The sequence below is a fragment of the Zunongwangia atlantica 22II14-10F7 genome, assembly GCF_002094855.1.
Lineage (GTDB): Bacteria > Bacteroidota > Bacteroidia > Flavobacteriales > Flavobacteriaceae > Zunongwangia > Zunongwangia atlantica.
In genome coordinates this window covers 76,121-96,648 of sequence record NZ_ARYN01000016.1, presented here as the reverse complement: position 1 = coordinate 96,648, position 20,528 = coordinate 76,121, and the positions used below count along the sequence as shown (strand labels likewise).

Sequence of the window (20,528 nt, the reverse complement as noted above, 5' to 3'; positions counted from 1 at the left end):
CCTCGAAATTTAAAATTTGTTTCCAACAAATGCCTCAAGGGCTTGCCCCGAGGTAGTTTTCTTTAATTCATTACAATCTGGCAATCAGGTAAAGATGCAAATAGATTTTTTTGGTTCTTTTTTTCAATACCATAAATTCCACCTAAACCAATTTTCTTAAGATTCTTCATTTCAGAAAGTAATTTTGTGTTCGCTAGGGGATTACTACCTAGTTCAATAATTTTTAGCTTCTTTAAATTTTTAAATTCAGCAGGTAAAGCAACAATTTCAAGATCAAAAAGATTTAAATCTTCCAAGTTCTGCAATTTTTCTATGGAAGTGGGAAGCTTTGCAATAGGATTCTGGCTAACATTTAAGGTTTTCAATTTAAATAGTTTAGTGATCACTACCGGGAATTCTTCAAAATGATTTCTGCTAATATTCAGTAATTCTAAATGTCCCAACTCATAAAATTCGTCTGGCAGCAAGCTAATATTGTTGAATTCCAGATTCAATTTTTTTAAACTTTTAAAGCCTGACATCTCCGAGGGTAAAACTCTAATAATGTTTTGCTTTAGATTAAGCTGTATAAGCCTTTCAAGTTTTACAAAAGCTACAGGAAAATTTTCTAAGTTGTTTTTCTCTAGAGAAACAACTTGCAAATTTTTATAATTTGAAATTTGCAACAATAACTGGGCAGTACTTTGTTTTAGAGCTGCATCGGTTCTTAAAACTTCCAGTGCATTTAATTCTTTAGGAAGTGATTTTAAAGGATTAAAACTAATAGAAAGCTCCTTTAATTTAGGAAGTTTAGCCATAGATTCTGGTAAACTTTCTAAAAGGTTATCACTAAGATTAAGCTTCTCCAGATTTTTAAAATCAGCAATAAAATCTGGTAAAGTTTTAATATTATTAAAAGAGAGATCAAGCTCTTTCAGATTTTTGAAATTCTTAATTTCCTCAGGAACTTCAGATAATTGGCGATTAGATAGATCTAGCGTTTTTACTTCGTTCGCATGATCTAAAATCAAATCTACCGAACAAGTTGGGATTTCTTTAGCAAGTGTAGCTGAAAGACTCCACACGCAAAGCAGCGCAAAAAAGTAGTATTTTTTCATAATGACGATCTTTTAAATTAATAAATTGGATTAATTCAAGCAGATTTGGGTGTCATTGTTTGGATTGAAAAAATATAATAAGTTGAATTATCTTAAAGATAACAAAATAATTTAAACATCTGTAAATAAGTGGTTTAAATTATTTAATTCTCATAAAGTTCTAAAGGAAGATCGTCTGGATCACTAAAGAAGGTAAATTTTTTACCGGTGTGAGGATCAATGCGAATATCTTCTGTCTCAACTCCTCTCTTGTTAAGTTTTGAGATAGCTTTTTCGATGTCATCAACCTGAAATGCCAGATGCCTTAAACCTTGAGCTTCTGGGAAGCTTGACCTTTTTGGTCGATTTGGGAAAGAAAAAAGTTCGATAATGTATTTTCCGTTTAGTGCGAGATCTAATTTGTAGGAGTCTCTTTCTTCTCGATAAACTTCCTGTAAAATCTCTAATTCTAAAATTTCAGTATAAAATCTTTTTGAAGCTGGATAGTCTGAACAAATAATCGCGATATGATGAACGGCTTTAAGCATTGTCGATTTTGTGGTTTTTTAGATCAGATTTTAAAGATACACCACTAATTTTTTTCGCAAAAGATTCATTAATTAAAAACTCCAAAAGCTCTGCTGCCGCTGCGGTACTCATTCCATCGCTATGAATATTCGAAATACAATTTCTTTTTTCGTCTGTAGTTCCACTTTTTGGATCGTAGGTGGTATAAATACCTAAACTTTTTGGGCTGGACAAGCCGGGGCGTTCCCCAATAAAAGTAGCTGTAAATTTTCCATTCAATTTTTCTGCAATTTCGTCTCCAATAGCAACTCGTCCATTTTCAACAATACTAATTGCTGCGGAATATTTCTCTTTTAACTTCGGAAGCAATATTTCAATGATTTTAGCGCTTTGTAAAGTAGCTTCTGGCGATAAACCATCTACAATATTAAAAATGATATCAAATCCTGAAACATTTTTAAATTCACTTTCGGCTAAAAGTTTCCCCAGATCCGGACGTTTTAAATAATGCTCACGGTCTTTTGCCTTACTTTTAAATTTAAAAATGTCTAAGCCGAAATTCGATAAATCTGACTTGATTTTTTCAATATTGAATTCGGTATAAATCGCATCTCTTGCTTTAGCGTGATCTAACTGAAATTGCAAAACATCCTTTATAGATTGGCTTCCACCGGTATTTCCAAGTGCAATTCGGGCTTTAGAAAGCTCACGTAATTGCGTATAGGGATCTTTTTGGATCTCGTTTTTATAGATTTCAGGTTTATCCATTGCTTATTAATTTATGAGATTCGGGTAAATTTTGGCGATTTCCATTTTCATCAAAAATCCCCATTTTTAAAAGCCATTTTTCAAATTCCGGGGCTGGTTTTTTATTCAAGACTTTCCGTAGATACATGGCATCGTGAAAAGATGTACTTTGATAATTCAGCATCACATCATCGGCACCGGGAACGCCCATAATATAATTGCAGCCAGCAACGCCCAAAAGCGTTAACAAAGAATCCATATCATCCTGGTCGGCTTCAGCGTGATTGGTATAACAAACATCGCAACCCATGGGGAGTCCCATAATTTTTCCGCAGAAATGATCTTCTAAAGCGGCACGAGTGATCTGTTTTCCATCGTAAAGATATTCTGGTCCAATAAAGCCAACCACTGTATTTACTAAAAGCGGATTGTATTTTCTGGCCACAGCATAACATCGAACTTCACAGGTTTGCTGGTCGATGCCGTGATGCGCATTTGCTGAAAGTTCAGATCCTTGCCCGGTTTCAAAATACATCATATTATTTCCAATATCGCCTCTGTTTAATTGAAGCCCGGCATCGTAGGCTTCCTGAAGTATATTTAAATTGATCCCGAAAGATTCGTTGGCTTTTTGAGTACCACCAATTGACTGAAATATTAAATCCACGGGTGCTTTTTCGATAATTTCCATCGTTGTGGTAATATGACTTAAAATGCAGGTTTGCGTGGGAATTTCGTATTGCTGCCTAAAATTGTCCAGTAATTTTAGTAATTCTGAAACTGCGTTTGGGCTATCGGTAGCCGGGTTAATGCCTATTACCGCGTCACCACAGCCGTAAAGCAATCCGTCGATCGTACTCGCCGCGATCGCTTTTGGATCGTCTACTGGATTGTTGGGTTGTAATCGAACCGAAAATCGATCTTTTAAGCCAAGTGTGTTTCTAAATTTTGTGATGACTTCACATTTCTGCGCAACTTTAATAAGATCCTGGTTTCGCATTAATTTGGAGACAGCCGCAACCATTTCAGGAGTTAAGCTTGGAGCTATCTCTTTTAAAATTTCCGGAGTCGCATTGTAGCTCAGCAACCAATCTCTAAATTCTCCCACGCTAAAAGCCGAAATTGGATAAAAAGCTTCAGTATTATGATCGTCCATAATTAAGCGGGTAACTTCATCTTCAGCATAAGGAATAATCGGATTTTCAAAAAATTCTTTTAGTGGTACTTCGCTCAAAACATATTGTGCGGCAACTCTTTCTTTGTTGTCTTTTGCAGCAAGGCCTGCGAGAACATCACCAGATCGATGCGGACTAGCTTTTGCCAGTAATTCCTTTAAATCTTTAAAAGAGTAGGTGATGTTATTGATGCTGAATTTATATTCCATAACTGCAACTTTTGAAGTAAGTTACCAAAAACTACATCCACGAAATGTTTAAAGAATATTAATTTAAACCGGAGAGGTTGAATATTGATATTTCTGAAGTTTAAAGATCTACAATTAATAAATCAGAAATCCGACGAAGGTGTTTTTCATAAAGCGGTAATTTTATAATGTTAAAATAATTGGTTATATTACAGAAAATCAATTATTTAATGATTAGACTTTTACTCACTTTTCTCTCACATTCAATTTTAAAGCGATTGTTCTTTGTATTTTTTATACTGAGTTTTTCTATTGCCTGCTCTGAAAAAAAGAACATCAGCTCTAAGGTTTCTGAAGATATTACAGCGACTACATATACTAAAGACCTTTCAGAAATTAAAAAAGACGGGAAACTTACCGTTATTACCATTTATAATTCTACCAGTTACTTTTTATATCGCGGGAAACCGATGGGTTTTGAATATGAATTGGTGAAAAAGCTTGCCGATCATTTAGAACTCGAACTCGATATTAAAGTCGCAAAAGACATTGATCATTTATTCGATATGCTGAATGCCGGTGTGGGCGATCTTATTGCCTTTGGACTTTCGGTTACCGAAGACCGAAAAAAGCTCGTCAATTTTACCGAATATCACTATTTAACACATCAGGTGTTAGTGCAACGTCGCCCGGAAAACTGGAGAAAGTTGCCAATGTACAAGATCAAAAAGCAAACGCTAAACGATCCCATTGAAATGATAGGGAAGACCGTTCACGTGCGTAAGAACTCATCGTATTTTGAACGTTTAGAAAATTTGGAAGACGAGATTGGTGGGCAGATCGATATTCAACTGGTTTCTGGGGATAAAACCACTGAAGATATCATTAAAATGGTGGTCGATGGTGAGATCGATTATACCATTTCAGATTATAACATTGCTGCGATCAACCAAACCTACAATCCGATTCTGGATATTGATACCGAGATCAGTTTCTCGCAACGTATCGCCTGGGCAGTGCGTAAAAATTCTCCTGAACTTTTAGCTGAAATCAATTCGTGGCTAAAAAACATCAAGAAAAAAGATTTTTATTATGTGGTGTACAACAAGTATTTCAAAAATAAAAAATCTTATCGTCGCCGAATTAAAAGTGAATTTTACAGTAAAAATCAAGGAAAAATTAGTCAGTACGATGCAATCATAAAAAAGAATGTAGAACGGCTAGGTTGGGATTGGCGATTGCTGAGTTCACAGATCTTCCAAGAATCCCGCTTTCAACCGAACGAGAATTCCTGGGCTGGCGCTGGCGGATTAATGCAAATAATGCCGGCAACCGCAAAAGATTTAGGTGTAAACGATATTACCAATCCATCAGAAAATATTCGTGGCGGCACCCAATATCTAGCGCAATTACGCGAGAATTTTAGCAATGTTGAAGATAGTATTCAGCGTATAAAATTCACCCTGGCAGCGTACAATTGTGGTTTAGGTCACGTTCGTGATGCGCAACGACTTACCAAAGCCTTTGGTGAAGATCCCAATGTTTGGGACGATAATGTAGAAGATTATTTACTGAAATTAAGCTCGCGCGAATTCTTTAATCGCCCGGAAGTGAAATATGGTTTTGTTCGTGGTCGTGAGCCTTATTTATATGTAAAAGAAATCTTTTTGCGCTACGAACATTACAAAAAATTAATTCCGTTTGAAACTCCCGAAACGGAATCGCAGGTCGCTTCAAATTAACTAGAGTTTAACGCGACAAGTCCGTTTTTTACTACTTAATAGCCTTTTTTTACAGGAAGGTTCAGTCTGTTTTTTGTGAAATTTGAACCTGAACAAAAACTAAAAAAATGGCTAACAGAAGAGACTTTTTATACAAATCTATTTTAGGAACCGCGGGGATGGTTGCGGCTCCTTCAATTATAAACGCAGCAAATTCGAGCAGTGTTTCGATTCCTTCAGCAAAAATTAAAGACAATTTTTTACGCGATAAATTTAAACCTGAATGGAAATTTGGGATGGGTGGTGTTGCCGCAGGTAATGGTTTTCACGTAAATAGTGACGAAGAAATTCGTGGAGCAATGGATGCCGCGTGGAATAACGGCGTTCGTTATTTTGATACTTCGCCTTGGTATGGTTTAGGAATTAGCGAACGTAGAATGGGAAGTTACCTTTTCAATAAAGAGCGTGAAGATTTTGTGTTGTCTACCAAAGTGGGAAGAGTCTTAACACCAGATCCAGATTTCAGTATGCCTGATGGTTTATGGAAAGGGAAACTGAATATGAATTACGAATACGATTATTCGGCTGAAGGTACCAGAAAATCGGTAGAACAAAGTCTGCATCGTTTAGGTTTAGCCTATATCGACATCGTTTTTATTCACGATCTATCGCCAGATAATCCAGATTTTAAGGAAGGAGATTATGAAAAATACTTTGAGCAGGCTAAAAATGGAGCGATGCCAGAGCTTACCAAAATGCGCGAAGAAGGTTTAATTAAAGGCTGGGGATTAGGCGTAAATACCACTAGACCAATTTTAGAAACCATCGAAGTTGCCGATCCAGATATTTTCCTTTCAGCAAAACAATATTCGTTGTTGGTTCACGAAGACGATCTAAACAATGTCTTCCCGGTTTGTGAAAAAGAAGGGATAAGTTTAGTGATCGGTGCTGCTTTAAATGCTGGTTTTTTAGCCGGAAAAGAGCGTTATAATTACGGCGGAACTAATCCTGAAGGGATGAAAGACAAGCGTGCAAAATTGCAAAAAGTAGCCGATAAACATAATGTCGATCTAAGAACGGCGGCACTTCAGTTTTCTGCAGCGCCAGATGTGGTGGCAAGTGTGATTCCGGGAGCGAGTAATGGCGAACAATCTGCAGCAAATGCAAAATCTATGGATGTGAAAATTCCGAAGGTATTTTGGAAAGAGCTAAAATCGAAAGGATTAATTGCTGAAAACGCTCCAGAACCTAAATAAAACAAGGAAATTTAATTACAATGAAAAAGATAAAAATAGGAGAGACAGATTTAAACGTTGCACCCATAAATCTTGGTGGTAATGTTTTTGGATGGACTTTAGATGAAAAGAAATCTTTTGAAATACTAGATGCTTTTACCGATAAAGGTTTCAATTTTATTGATACAGCAGATATGTATTCTTACTGGGTAGATGGCGGTGAAGGCGGCCAATCTGAAACAATTATTGGTAATTGGCTAAAGAAATCTGGTAAGCGAAATGATATTGTTTTGGCTACCAAAGTAGGTGGCGAAACCGGAGTTCATCCCGTAGATACCAGTAAAAAGCATATTTTAGAAGCGGTAGATAAATCACTTCAACGATTACAGACCGATCATATCGATTTATATTACACGCATTTTGATGATGAAAAAACTCCAGTTGAAGAAACTTTAGAAGCTTATGATGAAATTATCAAAGCCGGAAAAGTAAGATACATCGCAGCTTCTAATATTTCGCCAGATCGTCTGGAAGCTTCTTTCGCCGCTTCAGAAAAAAATGGCTTACCAAAATACCAGGCATTACAACCGCATTATAATTTACTGGAGCGTGCAGATTACGAAGCTAAATATGCACCATTGGCTGATAAATATAATCTAACGGTTTTCCCATATTGGTCATTAGCCTCAGGTTTTTTAACCGGTAAATATCGCTCTGAAGATGATCTTGGTAAAAGCGTTCGAGGCGATAGTGTAAAAAAATATTTGAATGAAAAAGGTCTTGGTGTTTTAAAAGCTTTAGATCAGGTTTCAGAAAAGCACAATACCACTCAGGCTACCGTTTCTTTGGCCTGGTTAATGGCACAAACACATATTGGTGCGCCAATTGCAAGTGCGACCAGCGAGCGCCATTTAGGAACCTTATTTGAAGCTCCAAAGCTTAAATTAGATCAAGAAGATTTGCAGCTTTTAGACAAAGCCAGCAAGTAATTGAAAAGTAGAAATGAAAAAACCTTCCTGTCGTAACGGCGGAAGGTTTTTTCATTTTTTTATAGTATTTAATAAAATCGAATAATGAATAAGATTATATTTCCATTTTTAATGATGCTTTTTCTTCAGCCTATAATAGCTCAGGAATATCATAGCGATCAACTAGAAACTGTTGCCAATTTAGGCGAATATATGGCGATTGGTTTGAGTGTTTCTTCTGAAAATCGTTTGTTTGTTTCTTTTCCTTATGCTGAAGATCGTCCCTATAAATACGGTTTAACTGAAGTGATCGATGGTGAAACCAAAGCCTATTCTAACAAGAAATGGAACAAACATTCGGGAAGCGAGAAAAAGCGGTTTGTAAAAGTTCAGGATTTGTATGTTGATGCGAATGATATGCTTTGGGTATTGGACTCGAAGCCTTCACCTGGTGGATCAATTTTTGGTGATAGCGGAAAAGCGGAAGAAGGAAAATTCAAATTACTGAAAATCAATTTAAAAACTGATAAAGTTGAAAAAGTCTATCATTTCGAAGATTTAGATAAAACAATTTCAGGTTTAAACGATATTAGAATCGATACCGATAAAAGTTTAGGTTATCTTTCAGATCCCGGTCAGGCGGCTGTTGGTATTCTCGACCTAAAAACCGGAAAAACTCGCAGCGTTCTTAAAAATATTGAAGCCACGAAAGCGAATACAAATGTCGTGTTAAGCTATCACGGTAAAGAGATGCGTAATAAAGAAGGAAAAGCCTTTAGCTCGAATGTGAACGGAATTGCATTAACTTCAGATAACAAATACTTCTATTTTAAACCGATTAATAAGCTGAATTTATACAGAATTGAAACCAAATATTTGGCTGATGCTTCCCTTTCTGAAGAAAGTCTCGCAGCAAAAGTTGAAGATCTAGGCGAAGTTGGGATTACGCACGGACTTATAGCCGATAAAAAAGGACGTGTTTATTTAACCAATTCTACCGATTATTCGGTGAAATATTTTGATCCTGAAGATGGGAAAGTACATACGTTGGTTCAGGATTCTCGTTTGCTTTGGCCAGATTCTTTGGGTATTGGCAGCGATGGCTATTTGTATTTTTCCTGCTCACAATTACAGCGCCAACCGGTTTGGAATGATGGTAAATCGAAAGTAGATTTTCCTTATCAGGTTTTTCGGGTAAAACTTCCGTAGAAAACTTTCAGAGAAGCTTAACACGATCGTTAAGCTTCTTTTTTATATATTTGTATCGTAAACGATTTAATCGTTAAAGATTTTAAAGTAATTTAATTATGAAAACACAATATCAAACAACTGTTTCTGCCACAGGAGGTAGAAACGGACACGTAAAAAGTGAAGACGGATTTGTAGATTTTGACGTTTTAATGCCGAAAGAATTAGGCGGAAAAGGCGGCGCGACCAATCCAGAGCAATTATTAGCAGCAGGTTATGCCGCTTGTTTTGATAGCGCTTTGAATTTGGTAATAGGGAAAGCCAAAGTGAAACCAGAAGGCGAAACCACCGTAAAAGCAACTGTAGGAATTGGGCCTAATGATGCTGGCGGTTTTCAGTTAGCCGTCAAACTTTCTGTAGAAATTCCCGGAGTAGAGAAGGATAAAGCGCAGGAATTGGTAGAACAGGCGCACCAGGTTTGCCCTTATTCTAATGCAACTCGCGGAAATATCGATGTAGAATTAGAAGTGATCTAATTTGGCTATGTAAATTTTAAAAATCCCTTTTGGCTTACGGCGAAAAGGGATTTTTTTTATTACTTTAAAGATTGAAAATTACTACTGAAAACCTCGAAAATCGCTGAAAAATGAATGAAAAATATGAAGCTTTAAAACTGGATCATCAACTTTGTTTTCCGTTGTATACGGCTTCACGATTGGTTATTCAGCGTTACCAGCCAATGCTGAAAGAGTTGGATATTACTTATCCGCAATATTTGGTTTTAATGGTACTTTGGGAAAAGGATGAGGTAAATTTAAGTACGATTGCTGAAAAACTTCAGCTACAATCTAACACGCTCACGCCGCTTCTAAAACGACTACAACAACGCGAGCTTTTAGAGCGTAAACGTTCTGAAACCGACGAGCGAAATATCGTAATTACACTTACTGAAAAAGGAAAATCATTGAAAGACCAAGCTTGCGATGTACCGGCAATGTTGGCAGAACAACTTCCGTTAGAAGAAGAGGAAGCCAAAGAATTGTACCGATTATTATATAAAATGATCGGAAAAATGAGCGAAAAGTAATTTCAGTAGAAATTATTCATTCCGCTTCAAAATGAAATTTAACGATCAAATTCAATGTTTAGGTGAAGTCATTCCTTTCCTGAAACGGATCTCACCCTGAGAGTAAACTATCTCGGGGTATTATTCCCTTGGGCGGTGCCAATAAAATTCAATTTTTTCTTCCGCAGAAACTTATCTAGTCTTCAGATTTTCGAGTTTTAATATTGAAACTCGGCGCTTCGTAATCTTTTGGTAGATAATCTTTTGGTATGGTTGTCATATTGCCATCACGTTGAGCACGATAATGCGGCGATAAAATTTCGATATCCATTTCATTGCAACAATCCTGAATGTTTTGATGCAAATCTGAATAGATCAAGGCCTGTTTATTGGCGTGTTTCGTGTACGCGTTTAGTTGATAAGACACATAAAAATCGTCTAAGCTGGTTTGCAACACGAAAGGTTTTGGTTGTTTTTCTATAAGATTGGTGCGCAAGGCCGCTTCGATCAAAGCAGCATAAACGGTTTTATACGGGATATCATAACCTAAAGTCACCGTGGTATTGATAATTAAACCTTCGCCTTTTTCTTTAGTGAAGGTGGAATAATTCACGGTATTTCCGCTTAAAACTGCCGAATTTGGGATGGTAATTTCTTCGTTTTTGATGGTTTTTAGTCGGGTAACCAAAAGCGTTTTTTCAATCACATTTCCGGTGGTGTTCCCGATATTAATTCGGTCTCCAATTTTAAAAGGTCGCATATAGGTGATCACCAATCCGGCCACCATATTGGCGATGGCAGAAGACGATCCCAGCGAAAGTAGGACGCCAAGAAATACAGAAACACCTTTAAAAATCGTAGAATCTGAACCTGGTAAAAGCGGGAAAATCAACACGAACATAAAGGCATAAAGCAAAAACCGAACAATGGTAAATGTCGGCATAGCCCAATCTGGGTGAAAACCTGAGATTTGAAGTTTTTCGGCTTCAATTTCAGCAAAAATATAACGTACAGCTTTTACGAAATAGCGCATCACGATAATGATGGCGGCGATTTTGATAATATTGGGGAAATAGTGCCAAATACCAGTGAAAATTTGCCCGAAAGAAGAGAAAATCAGGTCGAAAAGGTAATTAGACCATCCTTGAGTAAATTCGAAAACGCTAAAAATGAGCGGGAAGAAAATGTAAACCACCAGCAGAATCAAAAACCACTTTAGGATCTTTAAAATGAATAAAATCACATTGAGTTCCTGCTCTGGAGTGATAAACGTGTAGTTATTATATGTAAGGCTTTTTAGCCATTTGTCTTTTTTGCTTTCAATAAAACGGATGCTTCTTTTGTTTAGAAATGCGATCAATTTTAAGGCCAGCCAAAGTCCCAAAAGGATAAGCGCAACAAAACCAATTTTTAAAAATATGTTTTTCGGGATGTATTTACTTTCAGCAATATCAAGATTTGCAGAAATCACTTCAGCATAAAAATTTGCTAATTCCTGCTTTGATTTTTTAGTGCCAATTGTATCAAGATTAGTGATGTTGAGCAGAATTTGACTTCCGTAGATCAATTCTAATCGCTCCTGATCTTTTAAAATTTGAAGTGAATCTTTAGAAAATGTATTGGCATCGATACGCTGAATTCTTTCAGAAATAATATTCGCACGTTCTGCCGCAGATAGATCGCCCGACTTTTGATAGATCGAAAATAATTCCTCATTCGCTTTCCCGATCACCGGGAAACCTTGCGGAGAAAGGGGAGTAGAATTATTTATAGAATCTCTTTCTAAAGCTTGAGCATTTAAAATTTCATGCTGAAAGCAAAAAAAAAGAAGGCTTAAAATAACTAATCTTAAAAATAAAAAACGCATAAATTTTGAAAGATCGATTTTTATGAATTGCCGATCATACTGTGGTAAAAATAGTAAAATATCTTTAAGACCAATTATTTAGCATTTTGCCGATTTTGGATGTTTTTTGAGGGTTTTTAAAAGATGACTTTCGTCTGTAAAGCCAAACTCGTTTGCAATTTCCCGTTTGGTATAGTTTCCGTTAGACAAACGATTTTCTATAAGCTGCAGTTTATATTGTAGCAAATATTCGCGCAAAGGCACCTTCATGTTACGCTTAAAAAATTTTCCAAAATAGTTTTTGGTGGTGTTAAATTCTTTCGCCAAATGTGATAATCGAAGATTTTTTGGGTAATAAATATTATTGTGAATATAATTTAAAACAGGCTCCATTCCTTTTTTTAAGCTTTGAAAATCTGTTTCTTTTGCTGAAATCGAAGTGTAATTTTCTAAGACTTCCAGAATACTAATTAGTTGAAAGAAGAGAATACGCTCATATTTATGTCCGGCATTTTTTAAATCTGAAATCACCGCAAACTGTCTGGAAAGTAAATTGCGATCGTTTTTGGCTAAGTTAATTTTGGAGTTCCTAATTTCCCTGTTATCCAAAATCGTTTTATAGATCGGAAGTTTTGTTTTTGCCAGAAGTTGATTTTCTTCTTTAAACGAATCTAGTGTGAATTTGCAATAAATAAATCTAGTTTCTTTTTCTATTTCAAATTCGTGAGAATCATCTGGTCCTAAAAGAAAAAGTGCGCCTTTTTCGTATGCAATCTCATTTTTATTGATTTTGTGCTTTCCAGCTCCTTTTTCGATAAAAATAAGTTCGTAATGATTATGGTTATGCCTGGGATGCGTCCAAACATTAGTTGTAAAATCACTAATAATAAAGGAAGTAAATTGTTTAAAACGTTTCATGAAAGTTGAATCTATTCAGAAAAATAGGATAATAATGATTCTAAATGAAGTAATGATGCGCTCTTAACAAGTATTTAAGAGGTAGAAATAAAAACCACCTCTGTAAAGAAGTGGTTTTTAAAACTAAATAATCTAATTAACCAGTTTTGGATAGGTTGGTTATGATTATAAATAAACAACATAATTCAAATTCGAAGGAAAGACTTAAATTTTTAAATCCTAATAAATCCCCTTCATAGCAATTTTAATCAAAAGTCTAACTTTTTAGAGGATTTTAGATTGTAAAAAGCGGATATAAATTGGTAAAAGTAAGTTAGTGTGGGTTAAAAGTCTGTTAAAGAAAATGTTAGAATTAACTAGAATCTAACAGCAATTTTAAGCATTTGCGATTACCTTTAGTAGAAATAAAATTATTTAAAATGAGTAAGCTAGGAGTTTGTTCCTGGACGTTGGGAATAACAGATATCAATGCCTTAATGGAGAAAGTAAAATCTCTTGGGCTGGATGGGGTTCAATTTAGCGGCGACTGGCGAAATTATAAAGCACAAGAGATAAGAGATGCTGCTGCGCTATTTAATCTAGAGATTTTTGCTATTGATCCTTTTAATTGTGAACCTCCAGAACCAGAGCAGGCAAATACTGAAGCTGCTATCGAATTTTATAAAAATATAATAGATTTTGCGGTTGAAGTAAAAGCGCCCTGGGTAACTTTACAGGGACTGCCTAAATGGACTGTTAATTGCGGTAATAGCAATGATTGTTGGGAAATGCTGGTGCATTGTTGCAAAACCTTAGATGCCTATGCCCAGCTAAAAAAGGTGAAAATAGCTTACGAATGTGTAAATAGATATGAATCTTCTATGATTCATACTGCTGAAAAAGCTAGAGAATTAATTAAAGCGGTTGGGCATAAAAACTTCGGATTAATACTGGATAGTTTTCATATGCATATTGAAGAACCAGATCCTGTAGAAGCATTAAAAAAGTCGCAGGGATTACTGTTTAGCTATCATATATCAGATTCTAATCGATCTGGGATTGGAAGGGGGCAGGTAGATTTTGTTAAGCATCACGCCGTTTTGGAGGAAATAGGATTTGATGGTCCCGTAATGGTTGAAGTAGTTTTACCTGAATTGGTACCTACCAATATTCCTAAAACCGCTTTGCAAAGAGAGCGTTTAGATGAAGAAATTAGACGTAGCGTAAGAGTTTGGCGAAATTTGAAGGAAAAGAAACATATATGAAAATAGCATTAAGAAAACCGAATCTTAGTAATCGATTCGGTTTTCTTTTTGATCCCATTTTTCAAACACCGGAAGGCCTTCATTTCTTAAAATATTTTCGAAGGGAACTTTTCTATTTTCAATATCTTTATCTAATTCTTCGTAAATAAATTGATCGTCGAAACCAATTTTTGCGGCATCACTATGATTTAAAGCATAGTAAACCTTTTTAGGTCTTGCCCAGTAAATTGCTCCCAGGCACATTGGGCAAGGTTCACAACTGGTATAAAGAACACAATCTTCTAATTGAAAAGTATTTAAATTTTCACAGGCTCTTCTAATCGCTGTTATCTCGGCATGTCCTGTAGGATCATTACTAGAGGTTACGATATTCCATCCTTCGGCAATTATTTCACCATCTTTTACCACAACCGCACCAAAGGGACCGCCAGCACCGGTATTCATTCCTTCTTCAGCAAGCGCTATAGCCCGGCGCATAAATTTTTTATCATTCTCTGTCATAATCATAAATTTTCTTTCAGATCAAAACTAAATAAAAAAGGACAGTAAAAACTGTCCAATTTCGATCTTATGATTTTTATAACTTAAAATACAACTCCTTCAACTTCTGTTGCCTTTTTAGGGAAATTTTTATCGCCCATCATTTCTTTAAGATTAGTTTCTATAGTTAAACTAATTGCAGTAAGAGGCGTATCATCCATCCGGTTTTCAAAAGGATCTTCAGTTCTTTCACCAATGGTATCTAAAGCAAGGAAAATGAAATTAATAATAATTGAAAGAGGAATATTGATCCATCCCAAATCTTCAATAAAAGCAAAAGGGACTAAAGTACCATGAAGGTACACAAATACCCTCGAGAAAAAACTATAAGGTCTTGGCATTGGCGTATTTTTAATACGCTCGCTCATTCCCTGATGATTATTAAACTGGGTTAAAGTTTCATCTAATCTCACAAATCTATAGTCTGAAATCCATCCTCTTTTATAAGCATATTGCAACTCATCACTCTGCAATTTTAAAAGATAATTAGGAGGGTTATTTTTATCTAAAAAAGAGTTGAATTCTTCTTTGCTAACAAAATCCTGAATATCATCGTATTGATTAGAGTCTTCAAAAATTTCGTACTTATTTTTATTGTAGGCATGTTTTTTCCGAAGAAATACACGCAATGCATGTACAAAAGCAATGTGCCTATAGATCACCCGTTTTTGCCAAGCTTTTACTTCTGGAGCTTCGCTATTTTCAGCAGGGAAACTTAGACTTAGAATTTCGCGAGCCCAGGCTCGACTGTAATTTACCAGTAATCCCCAGATTTTTCGAGCTTCCCACCATCTATCATAAGCACTATTGTTTTTAAATCCCAAATAAATTGCCAGGGCAGTACTTAAGGTTGCCACGGCATTAAAAGGAATGCTTAAGCTGCGCATCTCAAATTCTACATGTAGAATATAAACGGCAAGCGAAAGGAATAAAAAATAGAGCATAGGTTTCCAGGTATAGAAGAAAACATGCTTCCATTTAAGGTTACGGGCTACAATCATATATTTTTTTGTTGAAAGTAATTAAAATGAACCCTCCCCTTAATACTTTAATAAAATTTAATTTTTCTTTAAGAAAACTTAAGATCACATCACATAAAATTCTTGGCGATAGACCCAAAATTTGCTGGAAGGTCTACACCATCATTTAAAGGAATTATACGCGATAACTGTTCCTTTTGATCGAGAATTTGAAGATATTCTCCTATCAATTGCGCTAAAAGCGTTCTATGCGATTTGCTAAGATGTGCCGTGTTAATTAAAATGTAATCGTTTTTTGCTTTTAAAGATTTACTACCAACAGGATTCCAAAACCCTTTAATATCAACTGTTTTATCTAAAGAGCGAAGTTCTTTAAGAAAAATAGAAGATTTATCTTCATCGTAATTTTGTTGAAGGTATTTCTCTATTTCAATAAAATAAAAACTACTTAATAATATTTCATTGGCACGTTTAACAACTCGGGAAAGCTTTCGGTTTCCACCATTGTAAATTAATTTCATTTTTGATTTTTTTTGTTAGGACTATGTTTGGTTTTTGGTCGAATTCTTGTTTTAATAAATGAAATAAAATGCGTTGTATGTTAAGTAATTTGTAGAGGGCATTTTTTTTAAAATTAATCTTTATTTAATTGAAAATCAATAAAATATTCATTTTTACATAAAAATTGTTGTTTATACATTTTTTGGCCTCCAAAATTTGAATAAAGAAATTTAAACCGAACTTAATATTTCACTTTTTGATAAAATCTATGATCCTATTTGATTATAAGAATCAAAAAATACCTTATTTTTGCTTTCCGAACCTTCATTTCAACCCAGTATATGAGTCAAAAAGTGCTACTTACCGCTAAAGAAGTACAAATAATTTTGCAACGACTGGCTTGCCAGCTTGTAGAAAATCATTCTGACTTTTCTAATACTGTTCTTATTGGGATACAACCAAGAGGTATATTTTTATTAAATAGACTTCAGGAAATCCTGGAAAAAGAATATCAAATAAAAGATCTTAAAACTGGCCAGTTAGACATTACTTTTTATAGAGACGATTTCCGTAGAAGTGATAAACCTTTAGAGGCTAATAAAACCAAGATCGATTTTGTGGTAGAGGATAAGCGTGTGGTATTTGTAGATGATGTTTTATATACGGGTAGAAGCATCCGTGCAGCTCTTACTGCCATTCAATCTTTTGGAAGACCTAAAGAAATTGAATTACTAAGTTTTATCGATCGTCGTTTTAGTAGACATTTACCTATTCAGCCAGATTATAACGGAAGGCAGGTAGATGCCATAAACGAAGAAAAAGTGAAAGTGAACTGGATGGAGAACGAAGGCGAAGATATTGTTTACCTTATTTCAAAATAATTAGCGTAATGAGCGAATTAAGTGTTAACCACTTACTTGGTATTAAGTACCTGCAAAAATCGGATATTGACTTAATTTTTAATACCGCCGATCATTTTAAAGAAGTTATTAATAGACCTATTAAAAAAGTACCTTCGTTACGTGACATTACCATTGCTAATTTATTTTTTGAAAATAGCACCAGAACCCGTCTTTCCTTTGAACTTGCCGAAAAGCGTCTAAGCGCAGATACGATAAACTTTTCAGCAGCATCATCTTCAGTAAAAAAAGGGGAAACTCTAATCGATACGGTAAATAATATCTTATCGATGAAGGTAGACATGGTGGTAATGCGGCATCCAAATCCTGGTGCCGGGATATTTCTTTCTAAACACGTAAAGGCGAGTATTGTTAATGCTGGTGATGGAGCTCATGAACATCCAACACAAGCGCTTTTAGACTCTTATTCTATACGCGAGCGTTTAGGCGAAGTAGCTGGTAAAAATGTAGTAATTGTTGGAGATATTCTGCATAGCCGTGTAGCACTTTCTAACATCTTTGCACTGAAGCTTCAGGGAGCAAATGTGAAAGTTTGTGGGCCAAAAACTCTTATTCCAAAATACATAGATTCTTTGGGCGTAGAAGTTGAAACCAATCTTATTAAAGCATTAGAATGGTGTGATGTGGCAAATATGCTACGTGTCCAGAATGAAAGAATGGATATTAGTTACTTCCCATCTACTAGAGAGTACACACAACAATTTGGTTTAAATAAGAAGATTCTTAATAGTCTAAATAAAGAGATTATTGTGATGCACCCTGGGCCAATTAATCGTGGTGTAGAAATTACTAGTGATGTGGCAGATAGTGACCAGGCCATAATTTTAGACCAGGTGCAAAATGGGGTAGCAATTAGAATGGCAGCCATTTATTTATTGGCTTCAAAAATTAAGCAATAGCTATTTATTTTTTAAATTAGTACTTCCTATTTCAAAAAGAGGCTAATGAATATTGAAAAGAAAGAGAACTACCTTTTAATTACTGATGATAAAGAATCTGTAACCGATTTTACTTCTAGGTTAACTACAAATCATCAAGAGTTTGAAAATGAAAATGTAGTGGTAGATATCTTAAAATACGGAGCTTTAGAGTTAGAAGAATTACTGGGTTTTTTAGAATTGTCTACGATTCATAGAGCAAATAAAAAATCATTTGTAATCGCAAATGATGCCATTAATATCGATAAGATTCCTGAAGAATTAGTTGTAGTACCTACCTTAAGAGAAGCAGAAGATATTATACAAATGGAAGAACTGGAACGAGAGCTGGGATTTTAATCCTGTTTTAAAACAGTAGCTTTTTCTTTCTAAAATCGATTTTAATGAAGCTTGATATCTTGGGCTGTTATGCAGCTACACCACGTTCTTTAACCAATCCAACTTCGCAGGTATTAACCATGCAAAATCAAATGTTTTTGATAGATTGCGGTGAAGGTACACAGGTTCAGCTTCGAAAAAATAAGATCAAATTCGGTAAAATAGAGCATATTTTTATATCGCATCTGCATGGCGATCATTTTTATGGATTAATTGGGCTTATTTCTACTTTTATGCTTTTAAACAGGGAAAAAGAGCTTCATGTTTATGGGCCTAAGGGGATTAAAGAAGTGATTTTACTCCAGTTAAGATTATCTAATGCCTGGACGCCATATCCGCTATATTTTCACGAGTTAACTTCAACCAAACCAGAGAAAATTTACGAAAACGAGAAGCTTTCCGTAGAAACAATTCCCTTGCAACATAGAGTGTATACAAATGGATTTTTATTTAGGGAAAAAGAAGGTGATCGTAAATTGCTAATCGATAAAGCCCGAGAATATAAAATAGATGTGGCGCTTTTTAAGAGTCTCAAAAAAGGAAAAGATGTAACTTCTGAAGACGGAAAACTTATAAAAAACGAATTAGTTACCACAAGTGGTGATACCCCAAAATCTTATGCTTTTTGCAGTGATACCGCTTTTTCTGCAGAAATTATCCCACAATTATCGAATATCGATGTACTGTATCACGAAGCTACTTTTCTACAAGAGCAACTTAAATTAACAGACCCTACAAAGCACAGCACTGCAATGCAGGCAGCCACAATTGCTAAAAAAGCAAACGTAAAACAGCTAATCTTAGGTCATTATTCTACAAGATATCCAAATATCCAACTTTTTAAGGAGGAAGCAGAGCTGGTATTTCCTAATGTTTTATTGGCTGAAGATGGTAAAAGTTTTCAATTTTAGTGTGCTTAAACTTCAGTAGCAACTATAATTAAAACAGCTTCTTAGAAAATCTTTTCTTATCTTAAATTGTATAAAATTGAATACGATTTTATCTGCTAAATTTAATTTCAGGAAAAATAAAAGACACATTAAATTTTGCTAAAATCGGCATAAACAGGGACAATTTTTTTCGGCCTTATTTTTAAAACTTGTAAATTGCAGTAAACAAGCAAGGCTTAATGCTTCAACAGCATATCAAGTAAAAAATAAACTTGTTTAAGGGGCTATTTTGGATAAAAAATGAATCCTTTTTTAGAGTATCTTGAAATTATAAAGCGATGAGTAGAAATCTTCAGGATTATAGACAATCTTATGAAAAAAGTGAATTGTTAGAAAGTACGATTTCTGATAATCCATTCGAATTATTTGAACAATGGTTCAATGAAACTGAAGCCGAAGGCGGTTCAGGAGAAGTAAATGCTATGACGATGGCTACAATTGGATTAGATGGTTTTCCAAAATCCAGAGTGGTACTTTTAAAATCGTATAATGCTGATGGTTTTATTTTTTACACCAATTTTAATTCTGAAAAAGGAAAAGCTATCGATGCAAACCCTCTTGTTTGCTTGTCTTTTTTCTGGCCATCTACAGAGCGGCAGGTAATCATAAAAGGTTTGGTACAAAAAGTAGATACAAAAACTGCAACAAAATATTATCATTCTCGCCCTCGCGGAAGTCAGTTAGGTGCTTGGGCATCCCCGCAAAGTGATGAAATTTCTTCCAGAGAAGTTTTAGAAAATAATTTAGCTGAAGTAGAACAAAAATATGAAGGCCAGGAAGTCCCAAAACCAGAGCATTGGGGCGGTTATATTGTACAGCCTGTAAGTATGGAATTTTGGCAGGGTAGAGAAAATAGATTACACGATCGTATTGCTTATGAAAAAGAGGATGCTAAATGGACTTCTAAACGTTTAGCCCCGTAATTATGAAGCGATTAATCCTTGTAAGACATGGTAAATCTTCCTGGAAACATAATGTTCCAGATCACGAAAGGCCTTTAAAGAAAAGAGCTAAAAGGGATGCTAAGGCGGTTTTGGGCGTTTTTAAAGCCTTTTATCTTCAGAATATCGATACTGCAACTTTTTGGAGTAGCCATGCCGTAAGAGCGCATGAAACAGCAAAAATATTCAAGAAAAAATTAGGGATTCAGGACAAGGATTTTCAGGTAAAAGAATCATTATATACTTTTAGTAGTGCAGAGCTTAAAAGTATTGTTAGATCTGCCCCAGATTCGATAAAAACACTTGTAATTTTTTCGCATAATCCCGGTATTACCAGTTTGGTAAATCATTTGGGAGATCAAAAATTTGATAATATTCCAACAACGGGTTTATGTGTTATAGAGTTTGAAGAAGATTATTGGGATTCGATAACTTCAGGTAAAACATTATTAAGCCTTTTTCCAAAGAATTTACGTTAAG

Annotated in this window: 22 protein-coding genes; 13 read left to right on the top strand and 9 right to left on the bottom strand. The window is 35.2% G+C overall.

Going from position 1 to position 20,528, the window contains the following annotated elements:
* Positions 1-62: 62 nt before the first annotated feature.
* The 4 genes from IIF7_RS16515 to IIF7_RS16500 all read right to left on the bottom strand — a co-directional run bounded on the left by IIF7_RS16515 (position 63) and on the right by IIF7_RS16500 (position 3,735).
* Complete coding sequence (locus IIF7_RS16515; RefSeq protein ID WP_084842806.1) at positions 63-1,097, bottom strand: leucine-rich repeat domain-containing protein; 1,035 nt, start codon at positions 1,095-1,097, stop codon at positions 63-65.
* A 143-nt stretch (positions 1,098-1,240) separates the two neighbouring features.
* Positions 1,241-1,624: an SMU1112c/YaeR family gloxylase I-like metalloprotein gene (gloA2, locus tag IIF7_RS16510; protein WP_084842805.1), complete on the bottom strand. Its 384-nt coding sequence runs from the start codon at positions 1,622-1,624 to the stop codon at positions 1,241-1,243.
* Complete coding sequence (eutC, locus tag IIF7_RS16505; protein ID WP_084842804.1) at positions 1,617-2,372, bottom strand: ethanolamine ammonia-lyase subunit EutC; 756 nt, start codon at positions 2,370-2,372, stop codon at positions 1,617-1,619. Before eutC ends, gloA2 begins: the two co-directional genes overlap by 8 nt.
* Positions 2,365-3,735 carry an ethanolamine ammonia-lyase subunit EutB gene (locus IIF7_RS16500; protein ID WP_084842803.1) on the bottom strand — a complete coding sequence of 457 codons (1,371 nt, stop codon included), beginning with the start codon at positions 3,733-3,735 and terminating at the stop codon, positions 2,365-2,367. Before IIF7_RS16500 ends, eutC begins: the two co-directional genes overlap by 8 nt.
* 209 nt (positions 3,736-3,944) lie before the next feature.
* Between IIF7_RS16500 and IIF7_RS16495 the strand changes: the two genes are divergently transcribed.
* The 6 genes from IIF7_RS16495 to IIF7_RS16470 all read left to right on the top strand — a co-directional run bounded on the left by IIF7_RS16495 (position 3,945) and on the right by IIF7_RS16470 (position 9,913).
* A complete protein-coding gene (locus tag IIF7_RS16495; RefSeq protein ID WP_084842802.1) occupies positions 3,945-5,456 on the top strand; it encodes an MltF family protein in 1,512 nt (503 codons plus the stop codon).
* A 107-nt stretch (positions 5,457-5,563) separates the two neighbouring features.
* Positions 5,564-6,691: an aldo/keto reductase gene (locus IIF7_RS16490; protein ID WP_084842801.1), complete on the top strand. Its 1,128-nt coding sequence runs from the start codon at positions 5,564-5,566 to the stop codon at positions 6,689-6,691.
* A gap of 20 nt (positions 6,692-6,711) precedes the next feature.
* Positions 6,712-7,659 (top strand): aldo/keto reductase, encoded by a 948-nt coding sequence (locus IIF7_RS16485; RefSeq protein WP_084842800.1) that lies wholly within the window; start codon positions 6,712-6,714, stop codon positions 7,657-7,659.
* Positions 7,660-7,743: 84 nt separating this feature from the next.
* Positions 7,744-8,847, top strand: coding sequence for an L-dopachrome tautomerase-related protein (locus IIF7_RS16480; protein WP_084842799.1), 1,104 nt, complete (start codon positions 7,744-7,746; stop codon positions 8,845-8,847).
* 98 nt (positions 8,848-8,945) lie between these two features.
* Entirely contained in the window at positions 8,946-9,362 is a 417-nt protein-coding gene (locus IIF7_RS16475) for an organic hydroperoxide resistance protein (protein WP_084842798.1), read from the top strand.
* 110 nt (positions 9,363-9,472) lie between these two features.
* Positions 9,473-9,913 (top strand): MarR family winged helix-turn-helix transcriptional regulator, encoded by a 441-nt coding sequence (locus tag IIF7_RS16470; RefSeq protein ID WP_084842797.1) that lies wholly within the window; start codon positions 9,473-9,475, stop codon positions 9,911-9,913.
* Between the two features lie 175 nt (positions 9,914-10,088).
* Here IIF7_RS16470 and IIF7_RS16465 read toward each other — a convergent pair whose 3' ends face one another.
* Positions 10,089-11,759 (bottom strand): mechanosensitive ion channel family protein, encoded by a 1,671-nt coding sequence (locus IIF7_RS16465; protein ID WP_084842796.1) that lies wholly within the window; start codon positions 11,757-11,759, stop codon positions 10,089-10,091.
* A gap of 78 nt (positions 11,760-11,837) precedes the next feature.
* A complete protein-coding gene (locus IIF7_RS16460; protein WP_084842795.1) occupies positions 11,838-12,656 on the bottom strand; it encodes an AraC family transcriptional regulator in 819 nt (272 codons plus the stop codon).
* A 419-nt stretch (positions 12,657-13,075) separates the two neighbouring features.
* Here IIF7_RS16460 and IIF7_RS16455 point away from each other — a divergent pair, with 419 nt between their 5' ends.
* Positions 13,076-13,900 (top strand): sugar phosphate isomerase/epimerase family protein, encoded by an 825-nt coding sequence (locus IIF7_RS16455; protein ID WP_084842794.1) that lies wholly within the window; start codon positions 13,076-13,078, stop codon positions 13,898-13,900.
* A 24-nt stretch (positions 13,901-13,924) separates the two neighbouring features.
* Here the strand turns inward: IIF7_RS16455 and IIF7_RS16450 are convergent, their stop codons facing one another.
* The 3 genes from IIF7_RS16450 to IIF7_RS16440 form a co-directional block, all read right to left on the bottom strand.
* Positions 13,925-14,401 carry a nucleoside deaminase gene (locus tag IIF7_RS16450; RefSeq protein ID WP_084842793.1) on the bottom strand — a complete coding sequence of 159 codons (477 nt, stop codon included), beginning with the start codon at positions 14,399-14,401 and terminating at the stop codon, positions 13,925-13,927.
* A gap of 83 nt (positions 14,402-14,484) precedes the next feature.
* Positions 14,485-15,441, bottom strand: a complete 957-nt coding sequence (locus IIF7_RS16445) for a bestrophin family protein (RefSeq protein ID WP_084842792.1) — start codon at positions 15,439-15,441, stop codon at positions 14,485-14,487.
* Between the two features lie 89 nt (positions 15,442-15,530).
* Positions 15,531-15,941: a hypothetical protein gene (locus IIF7_RS16440; RefSeq protein ID WP_084842791.1), complete on the bottom strand. Its 411-nt coding sequence runs from the start codon at positions 15,939-15,941 to the stop codon at positions 15,531-15,533.
* A gap of 321 nt (positions 15,942-16,262) precedes the next feature.
* Between IIF7_RS16440 and pyrR the strand changes: the two genes are divergently transcribed.
* The 6 genes from pyrR (at position 16,263) to IIF7_RS16410 (ending at position 20,527) form a co-directional block, all read left to right on the top strand.
* Entirely contained in the window at positions 16,263-16,802 is a 540-nt protein-coding gene (pyrR, locus tag IIF7_RS16435; RefSeq protein ID WP_084842790.1) for a bifunctional pyr operon transcriptional regulator/uracil phosphoribosyltransferase PyrR, read from the top strand.
* 8 nt (positions 16,803-16,810) lie between these two features.
* A complete protein-coding gene (locus IIF7_RS16430) occupies positions 16,811-17,740 on the top strand; it encodes an aspartate carbamoyltransferase catalytic subunit (protein WP_084842789.1) in 930 nt (309 codons plus the stop codon).
* A 45-nt stretch (positions 17,741-17,785) separates the two neighbouring features.
* Positions 17,786-18,118, top strand: coding sequence for a ribonuclease Z (locus IIF7_RS16425; protein ID WP_084842788.1), 333 nt, complete (start codon positions 17,786-17,788; stop codon positions 18,116-18,118).
* 44 nt (positions 18,119-18,162) lie between these two features.
* The gene (locus tag IIF7_RS16420; RefSeq protein ID WP_084842787.1) at positions 18,163-19,068 is read left to right on the top strand and encodes a ribonuclease Z; all 906 of its coding nucleotides are present in this window, start codon (positions 18,163-18,165) and stop codon (positions 19,066-19,068) included.
* Positions 19,069-19,385: 317 nt separating this feature from the next.
* Complete coding sequence (gene pdxH, locus IIF7_RS16415; protein ID WP_084842786.1) at positions 19,386-20,030, top strand: pyridoxamine 5'-phosphate oxidase; 645 nt, start codon at positions 19,386-19,388, stop codon at positions 20,028-20,030.
* A 2-nt stretch (positions 20,031-20,032) separates the two neighbouring features.
* Positions 20,033-20,527: a SixA phosphatase family protein gene (locus tag IIF7_RS16410; protein ID WP_084842785.1), complete on the top strand. Its 495-nt coding sequence runs from the start codon at positions 20,033-20,035 to the stop codon at positions 20,525-20,527.
* Position 20,528 lies beyond the last annotated feature (1 nt).